The following is a 16,201-nucleotide window of genomic DNA, read 5'->3' as shown; positions in this document are numbered from 1 at the left end:
AGAAACGCGAGCATCTCTACGGCAAGCCATTCCTTGCATCGTTGCGCCGTGCGCGATTTCGACTATACTCGTATAATGCAATTTTAAACATGATTGACCCCTTATCTCGAAAGGCTTCGAAATGATCACCCCCCCCCATATTCCGAGGTAGCCGTACTCATACCATGCTATAACGAAGAAAGCACCATCGGGCGGGTTGTAGATGATTTCAGGAGGGCTTTACCGGGGTCGATCATCTATGTTTACGACAACAACTCAACCGACGAAACCGCCGACATAGCTCGCAAACACGGCGCGATCGTCCGTTCAGAGGCACGCCAGGGCAAGGGCAATGTCGTACGCCAAATGCTACGCGATATCGACATGCCGTTTTATCTCATGGTAGACGGAGATGACACCTATCCGGCTGACAAAGCTCCGGAGCTGCTGTGCCCCCTTTACGAAGGCAGCGCCGACATGGTCGTCGGAGACAGGCTGTCGAACGGGTCGTATGAATCGGAAAACAAGCGAGCGTTCCACGGGCTCGGCAACTGGCTGGTTTGCGCACTCATAAAACTACTCTACGGCTTCTCCTACAATGATGTCATGAGCGGATATAGGGCTTTCAACAGGCAATTTGCATCGTTACTCCCCGTCCTATCGGATGGCTTTCAGATTGAAACCGAAATATCTATCCACGCCGTAGACAAGCAGTGGCGCATCGCCCAGGTACCGATCGACTATAGGGACAGGCCAGAGGGAAGCGTCTCCAAGCTCTCGACACTGAACGACGGGGTGAAGGTCCTTCTCACTATCGGATCGCTGTTCAAAGACTACCGCCCCATGGCCCTTTTCGGCCTCCTTTCCGCTTTCCTTCTTATCTTGGGCCTCTGCTTCGGCCTACCCGTTGTGTTGGAATTCAGCCAAACAGGTTTGGTACCTCGGCTTCCCACGGCAATCGTCGCAGCCGCGCTCGTCGGGGCAAGCGCGCTTTCGCTGGTATGCGGCCTCATCCTGGACACGGTAGTCAAGGAGAACCGCAAAACCTATAGCCTGCAGGCTACAGGATCCTTCCATGCCGAAGGGAGGCTGAGTCGATGACAGATGCGAGGGATTCGATTTTTTGCAGAGTGACCGCGTTTCTCGATTCGCACCAATACGTTATCCTCCTTGCGTCTGTCTGGGTATGCTGCACGATTCTAACCGATAGAACTCACGACATAAACCAAACCATAGACATCCTCTCAAGGATAGACTGCAGCGTAATCGAAGGGGCCACCGTACTGTGCGCAACCTACATTCTCGCAAAAAAAGCCATAGCCTATCTTGCGTCGAACCCTGCTCAGGAGATTCGAACCGTTTCCCTTCCCGCCGCCTTCTCGGTCGCCCAAGCATTTGGCCCCAACGTAGAAGCCTACGAACAGCTCCTTAACCCCACCCTTTCGCGCTTAGGCAACATCCTTGATTTAACCTTCTGCCTTATCGGGTGGTTTTTGCTCTTTTGGATCGCCTGCAATGTCGTCTTGCGATTCATGCTCAAGCTTACGCGGCAGCCCCGTCGGCGATTCGAACCTCTCGCCAACGCTCTGTTCTGCGGAAAAAGAGCCTTCGTCGTTCCTTTTTTAACGCTCTTTGCGCTTTGGCTTCCCTCGTTCCTCCTCCTCTTCCCCGGCGTTGTAACCTGGGACACGTACTACCAAATCAACATGGGTCTAGGCAACAACGTCCTAAGCGACCATCATCCTTATCTCATTAGCCTGCTGATAGGAGCTATGCTCGATTTCGCCACCCCTCTTGCTGGATCGACCTATGCAGCCATCTCTTTTGTGACCGTCGCGCAGATGCTCCTTTTATCGGCGACCATTGCTTTTTGCATATCGACGATCCAAAGCAATAACGCCAAACTCGTTCTTCTCGCCTTGTACGGATTAAACCCGCTCGTCGCATGGTACAGCGCAACCCTCTGGAAAGACGTTCTCCATAGCGCCTTCCTTCTCCTTGTGGGGGTGCTCCTTTGGAATGTCGCCAACGGAAAAGATCTGTCGAACAGACGATACAAGCTCATCGCACTGTGCATCGCATGCCTCCTGGTTATGCTCACAAAGAAGTCAGGGATCTATATCCTCCTTCTTGCATTCGCTGTCTGCATGCTGTCCCAGAAACGAGCTCGCAAGGCCCTTGCAGCCTCCTTCTCCGCCGCATTCCTGCTCTTCTTCTTCGCCCAGTACGTCGGGTTCAACGTGCTGGGCGTCGAGCACAGCCGGCAAAGCGAGGCGCTATCCGTCCCCCTCCAGCAGATCGCGAGAACCGTCACACACCATGCAGACGAGCTTGACCCCGGCACAGTCGCCCTCATCGATTCCGTCCTGCCATACGACTCGATCGGGGAACTCTACTATCCCAAATGCTCCGACAACATCAAAAGCAATCTCGACGAGGAAGCTTTCGCCTCAAAACGGGAGGAATGCTTGCAAACCTACCTCAATCTAGGCTTTCGGTATCCCTTCGACTACCTCGAGTCGTTCCTCTGCGGCACATGCGGCTACTGGTACCCGGAGACAAAATACTGGTTCATTTCCTCTTCCGACTACCTCGATATTCTTAATATGTATAGCGAGAAGGGCTGGGCCATCCACGATCCAGACTACGCAAACTACGATTATCTCGCCAGCCAAAGCAAACGTATGGACTACAAAGATTTCGTTGAGTCGATCCGCGCTGTTCCCGGCGTTTCGCTGCTTTTCAGCATTGGAGCCTGGGTCTGGGTCTACGCCCTCCTCGGATACGCCTCGTGGAAGCTCCGCATGAAAAGACTCTACCCCGTCCTCTCCGTCGCCCTTGGCATATGGATCGTCTGCCTGATTTCGCCGGTATACGCGGAGATGCGCTATGCTCTTGCGCTCCTTCTCCTTCTCCCGATGGCGTCCCTTTACTTCCTTTCCGAGCTCAGGGCCCTTCGGCAGCCGCCCTACTCGAAGTCGTAGAAGTCGCGCGTGGCCCGCTGGAAGTCGGCGTAAACCTCCTCGGCGATGGCCGCGTCGTCCACCAGCTCGAAGGCGGCGGGCTGTTCATCATCGTCCAGCTCGGTCACCTCCAAGCACACTACCTCGCCCGACGAGAGCGCGGGCGCGTCGTCGCTCACCGGAAAGAAGAACCCGTAGCGACGCCCGCCGTGCAGCACGAGCCCTAGAAACTCCAGATCGACGCTCTCCCCCCGCTCGTCCTGAAGCGAGATGAGCATGCCCTCCTCGACAGGCGGGCAGAAATTAGGCGCGGAACCTTCGCGCATGATGGTCTCCTTTCGTTCGTTCCATACATACAAACAGCCGAAAGCGGGGCAGAAAGAATCACTCAACACTCTGCTTTGCCAGCATAAAGAGACGCGAGCAACCTTGCGCTCTCTTCTATGGTGTAGCCGCTTTTTCGAACCGCTTCGGAAGTGTCCACCCTGAGCGCACTCACCGCCTCAACGAGACTGTCGGCCCATATACCTACGGGGTCGTCAAGGGACAGAAAGGAAAGACGCCCCCCCAAATCCGCCTCAGGGGGGACGGCGTCACTCACCACGCTTGGCAGCGACGCCGCCTGAGCTTCAACAAGCACAATACCCAAACCTTCAAACAGCGACGGCATCAGGAGTACATCCAAAGCTTGCATCAAATCGGGCACGTCATAGCGCGCCCCGAGAAAAAGGACATTGTCGCCAAGACCCTTCTCCCTCACACACGCCTCAAGCGCCTCGCGCTCCTCCCCGTCGCCCACGATGAACAGCTTCGCACGCGCATCTCGCTCAACGACTTCCTCCATGATACACAGGGCAAATCCTACGTTTTTCTGTTCGACCAAGCGCCCGACGCATCCAATGGCCACTTCGTCGTCGATTCCGAGTTCTTGCCGCTTCGCCGCCCGCTTCGTCTCGTCAAAAAGGTAAGATCCCAGTTCGATACCGTTTTTCAGTATCATATAGCGTCCGTCCTTGACCACCTCATCGGGGAATAGCCATGCCGCCGCCACATCTGAACAGGCAATGTAGTCTGTCGCAACCCTAGACATCTTTTTCCTGTACTTCTCTTGCCGTTTAGGCTCGGTCCTCGCGGCCTCGCAGCTGCTATTGTGGGAGTGAACGATGCGCCTAGGGATACCAGCCTGCTTTGCCACCATGAGCATCTGTACCCTCGAAGGGGTATCGGTCTGCAAATGTGCGGCGGCGTACCCCCCAGACCTCATGATTTTTCGGCTGTACAGTAGCTTGAAGACTTTGAGCGGCAGAGCTCTTCGGCTTTCGTTCCAAGCATCCTCGATGGAGAAGACGCGGCCTCCGCATGCCGTAATGACCTCGAGATAGTCCGAATCGGCCTTCGCGGCGGACTCGTCGAGCAAAACATCGAATACGATTCCGTAAGAACGAACGGCCTTCGCCAAATTAGTGAGCATCATGGAGGCCCCATCGATGGCAAGCCCCTGCTTGATTTGCAGGACGCGCAACAGGGATCTGTCGCTGCTTTCGGTTTCGCTCATATCCTCCCTCGCCTCCTCAACTCGCCTCTACAACACTCTCTAAGCAATCGCACCTTTGCCGACCGCCAACTACGCCTTCGGCGCCCTCGGCCTCAGCTTGCGACCAAGCACATCGCCAACACGTCCGATAATGCCCTTGAAACGCGCAAACTCGGGTGTTCGCCGATACAGCAGTATCATGCACCCGGTGCAGAACGCTACGGCGACAGCTCCGTGCACAAAGAAACCAGCAACGCCTGCCAAGGGAATGAGAGAGCACACCCCAAAGCAAAGAGCCACGATAAGCAAGGCGCTCATATAGTACTTGCCCGCCTGCTTCACGTACTGCAGGGCAGAACGTTGAAAGCCGAACTTGTAGAGAACGTGGACCTCGATGGTCGTGGCTACGAGAAGCTGCGTCGCAATACCAGCCGTCACCACGCCGTTGACGCCCCACAGCCGCACAAGAACATAGGCCGAAGCCACCATTACGAGCGTCTCGATAATCGCCTTGTACCACGATCGCCAAAACAATCCGTAGGCGGAGGTGAACATCTGCTCGGCCGACCGCATCCCCTTGACGAAAAACCATGTAGCCAGAAGGATAACGGTAATCGAAGGGTAGCAGTATTCGGCCCCCAACCACACGCTCACAAAATCGTTCGCGCAACAGAGAAAAGCTCCGGCGCACACCGTGTAGAGGACGGCCGAAACGAAAAAAGCGTCCTGGAAAACCCGATACTGTCGTTCGGGGTCGGTCTGCGAGCTCATGTTTCCCACACTGGCGATGGCAGAGTTGAACACCTTGTCGAGAATGCGCCAGAGTGCGTCAACAAGAAGAACGAAGTTGCCGTACACAGCGATGGCCGCCACGCCGACAAACTTACTCACGAGGACGCTGCCAATAGGGGACGCAGCCACACCTGCTACCTTATGCATCGTGAGCGCCAATACGTTCTTTACGATTGGAGTGAGCTCCTCGCGACTAAGCTTCCTGGCGCCGCTCTCCTTAAGATAGGGGTATTGGGCGTCGGCAAAGAAAGAGATGATTATATTCTGCGCCAGCGTACCAGCAATCATGCACAGAAGGAAAGCCAGGTAGTTGTGCGTAAGCACAAGAATGACCATCTGAACGACGCACATAACAATCTGCGCACCGTAGCTTATGAGCGACGTGACGTACTGGCGCTGATAAGCGTAGAGCAAAAGCCCTTTGTACGAGAAGAAGTAGGAGACTGCGGTATTGGCAACGAAGCAGAGGAAATACACCTGCAAATGAGCTATGTTCGGCGGATCCTCTATCAGCATATCGAGGAAAGGGGACATGGCCACGCCCACCACCGCCACGACGATACCGATAGCCCAGTAGGCGTGCCGGAACACCCGCATGAGCGATTTGATCGCCTCGGTGTCGTTGTCGGCGATAGGCTTATACAGCGCGTAGGTGATGGCGGTGCCCACTCCCAGCTCCGCAAGGCTCAAGATAACGAGCAGGTTGGTGAAGAGGCTCTCGATACCCAGGTACTCGATGCTGAGCATGCGCACAAAGACCGCGCGCGTGGCAAACGTCATGACCATGGAAACAATCTGGCCGCCCCAAGCAGCCACGAGATTGAAGAGCGTATTTTCGAACCGGGAGGCCATGCTAGAATGCATCCCCCTGGCTCACAGCCACAGCACGCGATATGTCGCCCGGATACAGATATTCCGGCAAACGCTGTTCGATAATGGCAGCCTCTTCGGCGTACTGCTCGTTTTCAAGATAGATGCCGACGTTGCGCATGGACCGCTCGGGCTCAAACCGCGCGCCCCCTATGCGCTTTGAGCCGAGATCAAGACCGAGAAACGTGCGAATCTGCGCCATCGTAGCGTCGAAGTCGAACACGAGGTCCTCGAAGAAATAGGTTTGCACCTTCCTGGGATCGAGAGGGGGAACCGATTCCCGCAAGGCACGATAGTACACGCAGAACACCTCGGCGTCGAACGGAAAGGGAATCTGCTCGTTTTGACGCCGCCAGTAATACTTGTTCAGGAGAAAGACGTCCCTCGGATCTCGTTGCGACACGATCATCCTTGCCCCATCGGGCATGTAGCGCCCGAAACGGTTGGCGTTGTGGGGCTGCATAAGCTGATCAAACACGGCAATATCAGCATTCTCGTCGGGCATGGCCAGAACATCGGCCACGAACGAACGCGCTGCAGTATAGAACTGTTCGGGAGACGGAAAGGCGACGGTCATGCGGTCGTTGTAAGTTCTCAAGAAGCGACGGCCATCGTTTATCTTCAGCTTACGGATAACCCTCCCCACAAACTTCGACGCGGCGCTCACGAGCTCGTGGTCGTACCAATATCCCTCGAAGCTGCAAAGGGCGATTTCGTCGATAAACTGATCCACCCTGTCCATGAAGAGCGGAGAAACCTTCTTCTTGTATCCGCCCATCCCCCATGTAGGATTGTTGTACACGTCCAGCATGGCTTTTCGAAAGCTCCTGATCGCCTCGTCGCTACGCGACGCATTGTTAGCCAGCAAGAGCTTGTCCTCTAAATCGAACAGCCCGTCAGGCATGTAGAGAAAGACGTACTCAAACGACCCGTTCGGACACGAAACGTTCTCGTGATCGAGGAGGCAGTCGGTAAACGCCGACGAACCAGCCCCCATGTAGCTCCCTATGACGACTGGCGTCATCGCTTTCCTCCCATCGTTTCTGCTGCAATGGATTCGAACGCATCAACGAATGCGTCTATACTCAAGCCATCCGCAAAAGCCTCAAGCCCGTGCCGGTATCCGGGCGTCGCCGCTCTGCTCCGAAGCTCCTCGAAAGCGCCTCCCGCTTCCGACTCGTCACGAATAACGACCCCCCCTCCGCAAACCGCTGCAAGTTCCTCGGCTGCACCCGCAGGGCTCGATATGAACGGAACGCCGAGCGCGAACCCTTCAATGAAAACCGATTGAAACCCCTCAGCGCGAGATGTGGACAAGATGCAATCCGCCTGACGCATAAGGGGATACGGATTGCTTACGTAGCCGAGCACGTGCACTCTATCCTCCAGGCCATGAGAAGCAGCCTGCCTCCTAACAGCATCCTCCAAGCCGCCAGAACCGACGAAATAAAGATGGGCACCCGACTCGCAAGACAGAATGCTCCGAAACGCATCCAGGGCTCCGAGCGGGTTCTTGTTTTCGTCCAACCGCCCGACGAACAGCACAGCCGGCTGGGAGAGCTGCACGACAGGATCTTCCAGCGACGCCTTCCTAATTGCTTCGACGGGAAAGCCGTTGGGGACAATCTCGAGCTTGGTTGCCACTTCGGGATACAGCTCGACGATCGACTGCGCCGTCCTGTCGGCGATGGCGACCACTTTGGCAGCGTTAGCGTAGGCCGCACGCTGCCACCGCATCCGCCGCTGATCGTCCTTCAGGCACTCGATAGTGCCGTGATTCCAGGAAATAGATAGCTCGCCGGGCTTCACCAACAAAGAGGGCATCATGTAATTGAACGACACCACCAGGTCGTAACGTTTTGGCTTGCGGACAATCATCCGAAGGAGCGAAGAGGAGCAATCGCCGATGCGCCTCAAGACACCGCGTCGCAGACGAGACAGCGGGCCTGTCGCGGTCTCGTCGAACACGGGCTTCAGCACGCCAACACCTTCGGGAAGCTGCTCCCAAGAAACCCCTTCATGGTGCACCTCGAGTAGGTCTATCTCGTACCCACCGCGCCCTTCCAATCCGCCGATCAGGTACGATAACACCTTCTCGGCGCCCCCGCCCAGACTGAAGGAGTAGATGATGAACAATAATCGCCGTCTCATCATCGATCAGCTAGCTTTCTTTTCGCTCTCGACCAGAAGAACAGCGCCAACACATGGGATGTCCGAGATGCCCAGCAGACTGGAAACCCGGGATAGCTCGCCGGCACCACCCGCACCCTGCCCTGCCACGAGCAATACGGCATCAGCCGAGGCGACATCGAGCATGGCAGCATCCTTGCGCAGCAGGTCGACGCTGCAAACAACGGAATAACCCTTAGCGAGCGATCCGATACGATCGGTCACCTCCCCCAAACTGGAGCCGGAGCCAATCCCGCAGACACCGAGAGACGCAACGCCTTCCCGGGCGCACAGCGAAGAAAGAACTGCGGCAGTTTGGTAATACGACGCCTCGTTTCCGACCGAAGCGGCATCAACCACATCGATAACCGGAATGCCGAAAAGCCTCGTCACATCATTTCGCGTCCAAATACGTCGGGCAAAGAGGTCTTTGGCCACCGCGACCACCAGAGCAAGGGCAAACCCGCAAAACCCGAAGATGAACACTGTTTTGGGAGAAACAGCTGCAACGTTTTGCCGGAAGCCATCCTCGGCAAAGTCATCAACGCCATAATCGGCAGCCATACCGGCCACCGTCTTGAGCAGCGGCCCTTCAGTCAGCTCGATAGTGGCAACCGGCAGCTGTTCCCTAACCTGGGTAAGCGTTTTCTCCGCCACGGCTTGGGCCGCCGCCAGCGCAAGATCGGGCGTGGGCGCCGCAACCTCTGCATAGATATAGTGAGAATACACGTTGCCCTTCGTCTCTCGGTTCACCCAGTAAGGCGTTTTGACCGTAACATCGCTGCCGTACTCTTGACGAACCTCCCCGGCAACCCGCCCGCTCACAATGACGCGTCGAACATCAGAGGCAAGGTAATCTTCATTAAGCTCATAATTGTATTCATTCACCTCGTCAGACTCATGCCCATCCACGTAGAAGGTCACCTCTGCCACGTAGGCTGCATCCGAATCGCTCCATCCGCTTTGAAATAAGGACCAGCCGGCGCCACACACCAAAGCCACTACCAGAGTCGCCACGATAAGCTTTGCATGGCGCCTCATCGATTCGAGCACAAATATCAGGTTGGTCATCTTTACCTACTCTCTCCAATCTTATTCAACCGAGCACCTGCAGCCTTCCGGCACCGCCAGCAATCGAAAACCGCGAAACCTCGCGCGAAACCGCCCTCACCCGCAAGGACAGGGATATTCCTCCGGCGCAGAAACTGAACGGCACAGGCGAACACGAGGAGGCACACCACGAACAACCAGAATCGCGTGGACCACGCAAACGACATCCACGATAGAGCGCCCCCCCGTGGCGCCATAAACACCAAGCGGGAGCACAAAAGGACGAAGAATGTCGCGAACCATCCGCATCCTAGGACTGAGGAAAACCTAGAAAGAGCAAACCCCAGCACCGCACTGAACAAGGCGACGCCAACGTATCCCCCGTCGGCGTAAGACTCAAGAAGATACGATGACCCCCAGCCTTCTCCCCCCAAGTAGTTCGAATGGGCGAAGTAAGAAAGAGTATGGGAGTACAGATTCCCACGGAGCGCCAAAGCGGCGCTGTTCGTCTCAGGAAGTTTCTCGCAACCTAGAAACGTCTGCCCGACAAAGCCCTGAGTTACAGTATTGATCAGGTCGCCTATGATAAAGAACTTGGGTCCCAACGCCTCGATGCGGGGTGCATCAATATAGCCGTACTGAAGAACCTTGAATGTGACGCCTTGCTTATACAACGCATCAGCGACAGCCAAAAGCGGCCCTCCGTCGCCCATGGAAGTGCCCGCACGTATGTAGTTTATCGATCCAAGAAACACCAAGCCCACGGGCGCCGCGACCGCTGAAAGCACAAGTATGCGCCTAGTGATCCAGCATTCGCGACCGCCACCTGCAACCTGCCGGAACAGATAGTAGAAAACCAGCAGGAGGACTGCTCCGACGAAGTTAAGCCGAGCGCCGATAGCGAGCTCGGGAAAGGTGAGGAAAACGTTGGCGAGCAGCGCGACCGTCGCCGAACGGCGGTCCGGCAGCGTGGCCAGAAAAGCGCATAGCGCATAGGGGAACATGCCGGCTACGCTGGTAATAAAGCTAGAAGAATACTCGCTCGCGCTAACAAGATGGTACTCGACATACGTCTTGCCCTCCATGAAGCGCAGCATCTGATAGCTTTCCACCAGCGAGAACGCCATGCATACGAGCAACAGAACAAGGGCGGCGATGCGCATGGCTTCAAGCCAGCCGCGGTTCCCTCCCGCAAACGCATGAAATGCCGCCGTAGAGCGGAGTTTGACCTTGGAGCCCCGGACAATACGGGAACCCGACCCGTCAAAGCCTGGAAGGACAAAGGGATGGCGCTTCGAGCGGCTTCCGAGAAACGACCCAACGAGCAGCGCAACCAGAGACAGGTATATGACAAAAATGGAGAACAGCGTCGGCTCCTCACCATCCACGAACCACGCGTTGGTTCCATAGATGATGCCTACGACCGGGCGGGTAAGCAGGAACAGGAAAATACCGAAATATAGAAGCACCAAAAGCAGGTGCGTCCGGATACGCATCGCGGCATAAACCACATTAACGGCAAACTGCACCACAAGAGCGGTCACCATGAGGTAGTAGTCGACCGTCAACCAGCCAACTAGCATCAGAAAGCCCGAGCCGCTTAAAGTCACAACCCAGGCCGCAAGATGCAAGGCTCTCCTGCTCATTTCCGACAAACTCGGCACAAAATCGAAGCTCACCGGTCCACCACCGTCTCGCCGCCGTTGAAGGCGTAGGCGCCTTTTTCGAGCCGCCGCACCTGGCCCTGGTCGAACTGCTGCACCAGCGCCGCCACCGCCAGAACCTCGCCCTTGCTTCGGGCCGGGATGCGGTCGGCGGGCTCGGTTGCCGCCAGATGGGCGAACTCGAACAGCTCGTAGCGAAGCCCCTCGCCGGCGAAATCGAAGTAGTACTTCTTCGTATCGCGCAAGTCTTCGTGGCGCACCTCGAAGTACTCGGTCTTCCACCAGGGCGCAGGCACGTACACGTAGCCGTCGGTGCCGGTAACCACCATGTCACCCTCGGTTTTCATGCCCCGGCCCACCCGCAGCGTGGCGCTGGCGGTGCCATAGGCCAGATCGAGCTTCGCCCACGTGCAGAAATCGTCGTCGAAAGCGCAGGTGAAACGCGCATCCTGGTAGTCGGTGCCCAGAAACGCCATGGCCGGCAGGCACACGGTCGCCCCCATGTCGTAGAAGCTACCCTCGTAGCGGTCGGCCCGGTTGAGCCCGTCGAACACGTGGGAGAACGACGCGTCCACGTCCTTCACCTCGCCCACGATGCCGTTTTCCAGCAGCAGCTGCAGGCGTTCGAACGCCGGGAAGTACGCGGTCTTCAGCGCCTCCATGAGCACGAGGCCCCGTTCGTCGGCCAGCGCGAACAGGTCGCGTCCCTCGTCCAGGGACAGAAACATCGGCGCCTCGCACAGCACGTGCTTGCCGGCATCCAGGGCGCGGCGGATGAGCCCGGCCCGCTCGTCGATGGGCTCGCAGATGTAGACCGCCGTGCACCGCTCGAGCGCATCGGAGAGCGTCTTTGCAACGGGCACGCCCGCAGCCTCGAAGGCGGAGTTGTCGCCAGTCGGGGAGAACCCGCAGGTCACCTCGACGCCGGCCACATGGCGGCTCTCGCCCGTGAAGCGCTCCATAAGGTATCCCGACCCGATGCAGCAAAGCTCCATTGAAGCGCTGCGCTCGGCCCGCAGCTCGGTGGAGGACACCCCCTGGGTACGGGGCAGGTACACCACGTCGCAGTAGCGCCCCAGGTGGTCGAAGCGCCCCTCCCAGTCGGATCCGATGGCGAACACGTCCACGCCGTACTTCTTGATGTCGGCGATCTTCTGGCCCTGGAACTCCTCGGCTATCACCAGATCGGCGATGCCGGCGTCCTGCACGGCCCTCAGCCTCTCAGAGAAGGGCTGCTCCACGTTGAGCTTGCCTCGGGACTTGTCGAAGGCGTCGGAGGTGACCCCTACGATCAGGTAGTCCCCCAGCTCCTTCGCACGCTCCATCAGGCGGATATGCCCGTGGTGCAGCAGGTCGTAAGTGCCGTAGGTGATGACGACGCGCTTGCCTCCCCGCATGGCTACTCCCCCGCTTCCAGCGCTGAGAGCACCTGGCCAAGAGCCGTTACCAGCGCTTCGTTGTCAGCCGGGGTAAGCGCGCCCATGTGTCCCACGCGAAACACGGTTTCGGCCAGCTCGCCGCCGTTGGGGCAGATCCAGATACCGTGCTCGTCCTTCAGGCGAGAGAACAGCTCCTTGGCAGATATGCCCTCGCCCACCGCAAGCGCCGTCACGCCGTTGGCCGGGCTTTCGGAGAGCAGAGTAAACGGCATGCCATCGATGCGCTCGCGGAAGTCGGCCGCCAGAGCCGCCGCCCGCTTGAGCTCCGCCTGGGTCCCCCCTGCTTCCACCAGGTCGCGCAGACGCTGGTTCACCTGCAGCAAAATGCCCACGGCCGGCGTGAAGGGGGTCTGGCCGCGCTCACCGTTCTTGAGCGCGTCGGCCAGGTTGAAGTACATGCAGCGAACATCGCTTGCGGCCACGCGGTCGAGGCCGCGGGGGGCAAGGGCAACCACCGACACGCCCGGAGGCACCGCCAGCGCCTTCTGGGACCCGGTGATGAGCACATCGATACCGAGCTCGTCCATAGGCACCGCGTCGGTCAGAAACGCGCTCACCGCATCCACGATGAAAAACGCATCCTCCCGGGCACAGAAATCGGCCACCAGGCCCATGTCGTAGAAGGTGCCGGTGGAGGTCTCGTCGGCGTTGATCAGAAACGCCGTGATGCCCGCCCCCTCGTAGGGCGCTAGGTGCTCGGCCCTCAGGCTCTCGCCGGGCGCAAGCGTTATCACCTCATGGGGGATGCCGTGGATTTCCAACAGCTGCACGAAGCGGTGCCCGAAGCTGCCGCCGTCCACCACCAACGCCTTGTCGGCAGCCGACAGGGTGTTCATGACCGAAGCCTCCATGGCGCCTGTGCTCGACGCGGTCAGAAACACCGCCCGCGAGCCGGCAGGGGCACCGGCAAGCTCCAGCAGCATGCGCTCGTTCTCGAGCATGACCTGCGAGAACTCCGGCGTGCGGAAGTAAGGCACCTGATCGGCGCCCAGTCGGCAGACCGATTCGCTCATCTGCACGGGGCCCACGGTGAAGTTCAGCATCAGGCTTCCTCTCTCTCATCGGCAGCCTCATCGGAAATCCTGTAAGCGCGGATATGTGAGGGCCGCTGCTTGTCCTTCGGGGGCACCTCCATGTAGTTCGGTCCGTAAATAGCCGACAGGTAGGTGCCGTAGTCCGCCGGCGCCGGCATCATGGCGTCCTCGAAGGGGACGCGCTGCACCGGATGGAAGGCCGACAGCGGCCAGCGCTCGCGGGTTCCGTACTCGCCGCACACGATGCCGATGTCGTTTCTCGGCCCCTGGTTATAGCGCATACACACCGCCTCGGCCGCGTCGGCTATGCGGTACTTGCCGTAAGCGTTGGCGAAGGGACGCAGGATGTTGCGAACCCAGCGTTTGGCGAAGGTGGAGCCCGTGTTGAAGGGCGAAGCGCAGGTGAGCAGCAGCTGCCGGTACTTGTTGCGGTCGCGCACCTGGGCGGCGAACTCCTCGTCGGATTCGGGCAGATAGTCGATGGCGAAGATATCGATGCCCACGTAGGGGCAGTCGTCGTCGCGGGTACCCTCCTCCACCTTGCCGTAGTCGGTTCGCACGAACCGGGCGAAGTCCCGGGCGAAGGTGCGGTCGCGGGCGGAGAGCAGGTCGCGCTGCCCCAGCTGCCGCACCTCGGGTTTCAGCGCCAGCAGCTTCTCGTACTCCTCGCGCAGCAGCATCACGTCCACGTCGTCGTCCCAAGGAATGAAGCCCCTGTGGCGCGCCGCCCCCAGCATGCTGCCGCCGCAGAGCACGTACTCGATGCCATGGTTTTCGCAGAAGGCGTCGAAATCCCGCAGCAGCTCCAGCGACACCTCCTGCAGCTGACGCAGGGTCAGGTACTCCCGCTTACCGCCGGCCATGCTACATCCCCCATTCGAAGACGGTCTTGAAGGGCGTCTGGGAATCGGTGGCGAACACGCGCTTGATGTCGGCCACGCTGGTCACGGGCGCGTCCACGTAGACGATCTGGCGCAGGCGCTCCTGCATGCCGGGCGCGCGCATGATCTCGAGCGCCCGCTCGAAGTCCTGGCGGCCCGAACGGGAGCAGCCCACAAGCGTCATGCCCCGCTCCAGCACGTCGCGGGTGTTCACGGCCACGGGATGCTCGGACACCCCCATGAGCATGAGGTTGGCCTGGGGGCGCGCATGGGCTATGACGAAGTTGATGGCCTCGGAGGAGCCTTCGCCGCCGGCGCACTCGAACCCGTGGTCGAACCGGACGTCGGCAGGCACCTCGTCGGAGAAGTAGCGGTGCGCCGCGAACGAGAAGAGGGCCAGCTTGTCCTGGTTGCGACCGACGACGGAAAGCGACGCTCCGGGAAAGAACGTGCTCGCCACACAGGCGGTCACGAAGCCGAGGGAGCCGTCCCCCACCACCACCAGATCGCGGATGGGGGTGCGGGCGGTAGCCTCCAGGCGGCGGCAGGCGTGCACGGCCACGGAGACGAACTCCGCGATGGCCGCCACATGCCCGTCAAGGCCGCTCGCATCCACCACCCGGTCGGGCGGCAGCGCCACCACATCGCGCATGAAGCCGTCGTGGCCGCTGGAGCGGAAAGCGGAGCCGGGGGCGTAGTTCTCGTAGAGGCCCTCCCCCTCCCGGCCAGGGATGTTCGGGATGAGCACCACCTGCTGACCCGTCTGGAAGGTTCCCGTGGGATCGGCCAGAACCTCGCCCACGCACTCGTGGATGAGTGCCATGGGCAGTTTGCGACGCAGCACCTGGGCATCGCGGCGGCCCTGGAAGTAGCGCTGGTCGGCGTGGCAAACGGCCATCGCCCGGGGCCGTACGAGCACGCGGCCCTCGACGGGCACGTCCTCGAACTTCACGACCACGGTGCGCGGCGACACCAGCTGGTAGACGTTGTTGATCATAGGGCTACTCCGCCCCGGATTCCAGCATGGCCTGGGCCACCTTGTAGTCCATGACCGTGGTGAGCTTTATGTTGGTGACGTCGCCTTCCACCAGCTTCACCGGCCGGTTCGCCATGACGAACATCTTGCAGGCGTCGGTGAGGATGCGTTTGTCGTCTTCGGAAAGACGTCCGTAAACCTCTTTGAGGGCGCCGATGCGGAAGCTCTGGGGCGTCTGCCCCTGGAACATGCGCCGGCGCTCGGGGATGGAGTCGATGAAGAGGCCCTTGTCGGATTCCACGATGGTGTCCGTAGCGGGAATGACCGTGTCGCAGGCGTCGCAGTCGGCCAGCGCGCTTATGTTGGCCTCGATGGTGGACACCTTCACGAAGGGCCTCACGGAATCGTGGGTCACGATAACGGCGTCGTCCACCGCGCCGTAGCGCTCCTCGATGCCGGCGATGATGCTCATGATGGTGCCGTTGCGGTCCTCGCCGCCGGCCACGATATGCACCGGCACCGAGCCCAGGGACGCCTCGGCCGCCGATTCCCGGGCGAAATCCAGCCAATCCTTGTGCACACCCACGTAGATGGCGTCGAAGCGGGACACCATCTGGAACTTCTGCAGCGTGTGGACGAAAACCGGCTTGCTGCCCAGCGGCAAAAACTGCTTGGGCATGGACTCTATGTTCATGCGGGAGCCAACGCCCCCGGCCAACAGAGCGCCGAATATCATGGCAACCTCCTGGGTCGACGAATCAAGCCTTTATTGTAGTCCACCCGTCGGCCACGTCGGCAAATGCGAAAAGAAACCCACAGCCGTTAAGCTGCGCAGCGGAAAGCCTGCACA

General features: G+C 59.1%; 14 protein-coding genes. 2 read left to right on the top strand and 12 right to left on the bottom strand.

Features of this window, described 5'->3' with window-relative positions:
• Nucleotides 1–93 precede the first annotated feature (93 nt).
• On the top strand, nt 94–1,080 hold the full coding sequence (locus NFR41_RS06700) for a glycosyltransferase (RefSeq protein ID WP_251231223.1): 987 nt from the start codon (nt 94–96) through the stop codon (nt 1,078–1,080).
• Nucleotides 1,077–2,963, top strand: a complete 1,887-nt coding sequence (locus NFR41_RS06695) for a DUF6020 family protein (RefSeq protein ID WP_251231222.1) — start codon at nt 1,077–1,079, stop codon at nt 2,961–2,963. Before NFR41_RS06700 ends, NFR41_RS06695 begins: the two co-directional genes overlap by 4 nt.
• Here the strand turns inward: NFR41_RS06695 and NFR41_RS06690 are convergent.
• The 12 genes from NFR41_RS06690 to NFR41_RS06635 form a co-directional block, all read right to left on the bottom strand.
• Complete coding sequence (locus NFR41_RS06690; protein ID WP_251231221.1) at nt 2,948–3,268, bottom strand: DUF1292 domain-containing protein; 321 nt, start codon at nt 3,266–3,268, stop codon at nt 2,948–2,950. The genes NFR41_RS06695 and NFR41_RS06690 overlap by 16 nt on opposite strands.
• Nucleotides 3,269–3,330: 62 nt before the next feature.
• Nucleotides 3,331–4,497 carry a glycosyltransferase gene (locus NFR41_RS06685; RefSeq protein ID WP_251231220.1) on the bottom strand — a complete coding sequence of 389 codons (1,167 nt, stop codon included), beginning with the start codon at nt 4,495–4,497 and terminating at the stop codon, nt 3,331–3,333.
• 69 nt (nt 4,498–4,566) lie between these two features.
• Nucleotides 4,567–6,120 (bottom strand): lipopolysaccharide biosynthesis protein, encoded by a 1,554-nt coding sequence (locus NFR41_RS06680; protein ID WP_251231219.1) that lies wholly within the window; start codon nt 6,118–6,120, stop codon nt 4,567–4,569.
• Nucleotide 6,121: 1 nt separating this feature from the next.
• Nucleotides 6,122–7,162: a sulfotransferase gene (locus tag NFR41_RS06675; RefSeq protein ID WP_251231218.1), complete on the bottom strand. Its 1,041-nt coding sequence runs from the start codon at nt 7,160–7,162 to the stop codon at nt 6,122–6,124.
• Nucleotides 7,159–8,274 carry a glycosyltransferase gene (locus NFR41_RS06670; protein WP_251231217.1) on the bottom strand — a complete coding sequence of 372 codons (1,116 nt, stop codon included), beginning with the start codon at nt 8,272–8,274 and terminating at the stop codon, nt 7,159–7,161. Before NFR41_RS06670 ends, NFR41_RS06675 begins: the two co-directional genes overlap by 4 nt.
• 21 nt (nt 8,275–8,295) lie before the next feature.
• On the bottom strand, nt 8,296–9,378 hold the full coding sequence (locus NFR41_RS06665) for a YveK family protein (protein ID WP_251231216.1): 1,083 nt from the start codon (nt 9,376–9,378) through the stop codon (nt 8,296–8,298).
• 2 nt (nt 9,379–9,380) lie between these two features.
• Complete coding sequence (locus NFR41_RS06660) at nt 9,381–11,036, bottom strand: O-antigen polysaccharide polymerase Wzy family protein (protein WP_251231215.1); 1,656 nt, start codon at nt 11,034–11,036, stop codon at nt 9,381–9,383.
• Complete coding sequence (locus NFR41_RS06655; protein ID WP_251231214.1) at nt 11,033–12,418, bottom strand: adenylyltransferase/cytidyltransferase family protein; 1,386 nt, start codon at nt 12,416–12,418, stop codon at nt 11,033–11,035. Before NFR41_RS06655 ends, NFR41_RS06660 begins: the two co-directional genes overlap by 4 nt.
• 2 nt (nt 12,419–12,420) lie before the next feature.
• Complete coding sequence (locus tag NFR41_RS06650; protein WP_251231213.1) at nt 12,421–13,503, bottom strand: pyridoxal-phosphate-dependent aminotransferase family protein; 1,083 nt, start codon at nt 13,501–13,503, stop codon at nt 12,421–12,423.
• A complete protein-coding gene (locus NFR41_RS06645) occupies nt 13,503–14,357 on the bottom strand; it encodes a LicD family protein (RefSeq protein WP_251231212.1) in 855 nt (284 codons plus the stop codon). The genes NFR41_RS06650 and NFR41_RS06645 overlap by 1 nt, the downstream gene beginning before the upstream one ends.
• Before the next feature lies 1 nt (nt 14,358).
• On the bottom strand, nt 14,359–15,372 hold the full coding sequence (locus tag NFR41_RS06640) for an alcohol dehydrogenase catalytic domain-containing protein (protein WP_251231211.1): 1,014 nt from the start codon (nt 15,370–15,372) through the stop codon (nt 14,359–14,361).
• 4 nt (nt 15,373–15,376) lie between these two features.
• On the bottom strand, nt 15,377–16,087 hold the full coding sequence (locus tag NFR41_RS06635; RefSeq protein WP_251231210.1) for an IspD/TarI family cytidylyltransferase: 711 nt from the start codon (nt 16,085–16,087) through the stop codon (nt 15,377–15,379).
• Nucleotides 16,088–16,201 lie beyond the last annotated feature (114 nt).

It is taken from the genome of Adlercreutzia aquisgranensis, assembly GCF_943193145.1.
Lineage (GTDB): Bacteria > Actinomycetota > Coriobacteriia > Coriobacteriales > Eggerthellaceae > Xiamenia > Xiamenia aquisgranensis.
This window is presented reverse-complemented; position numbering and strand designations above follow the sequence as displayed.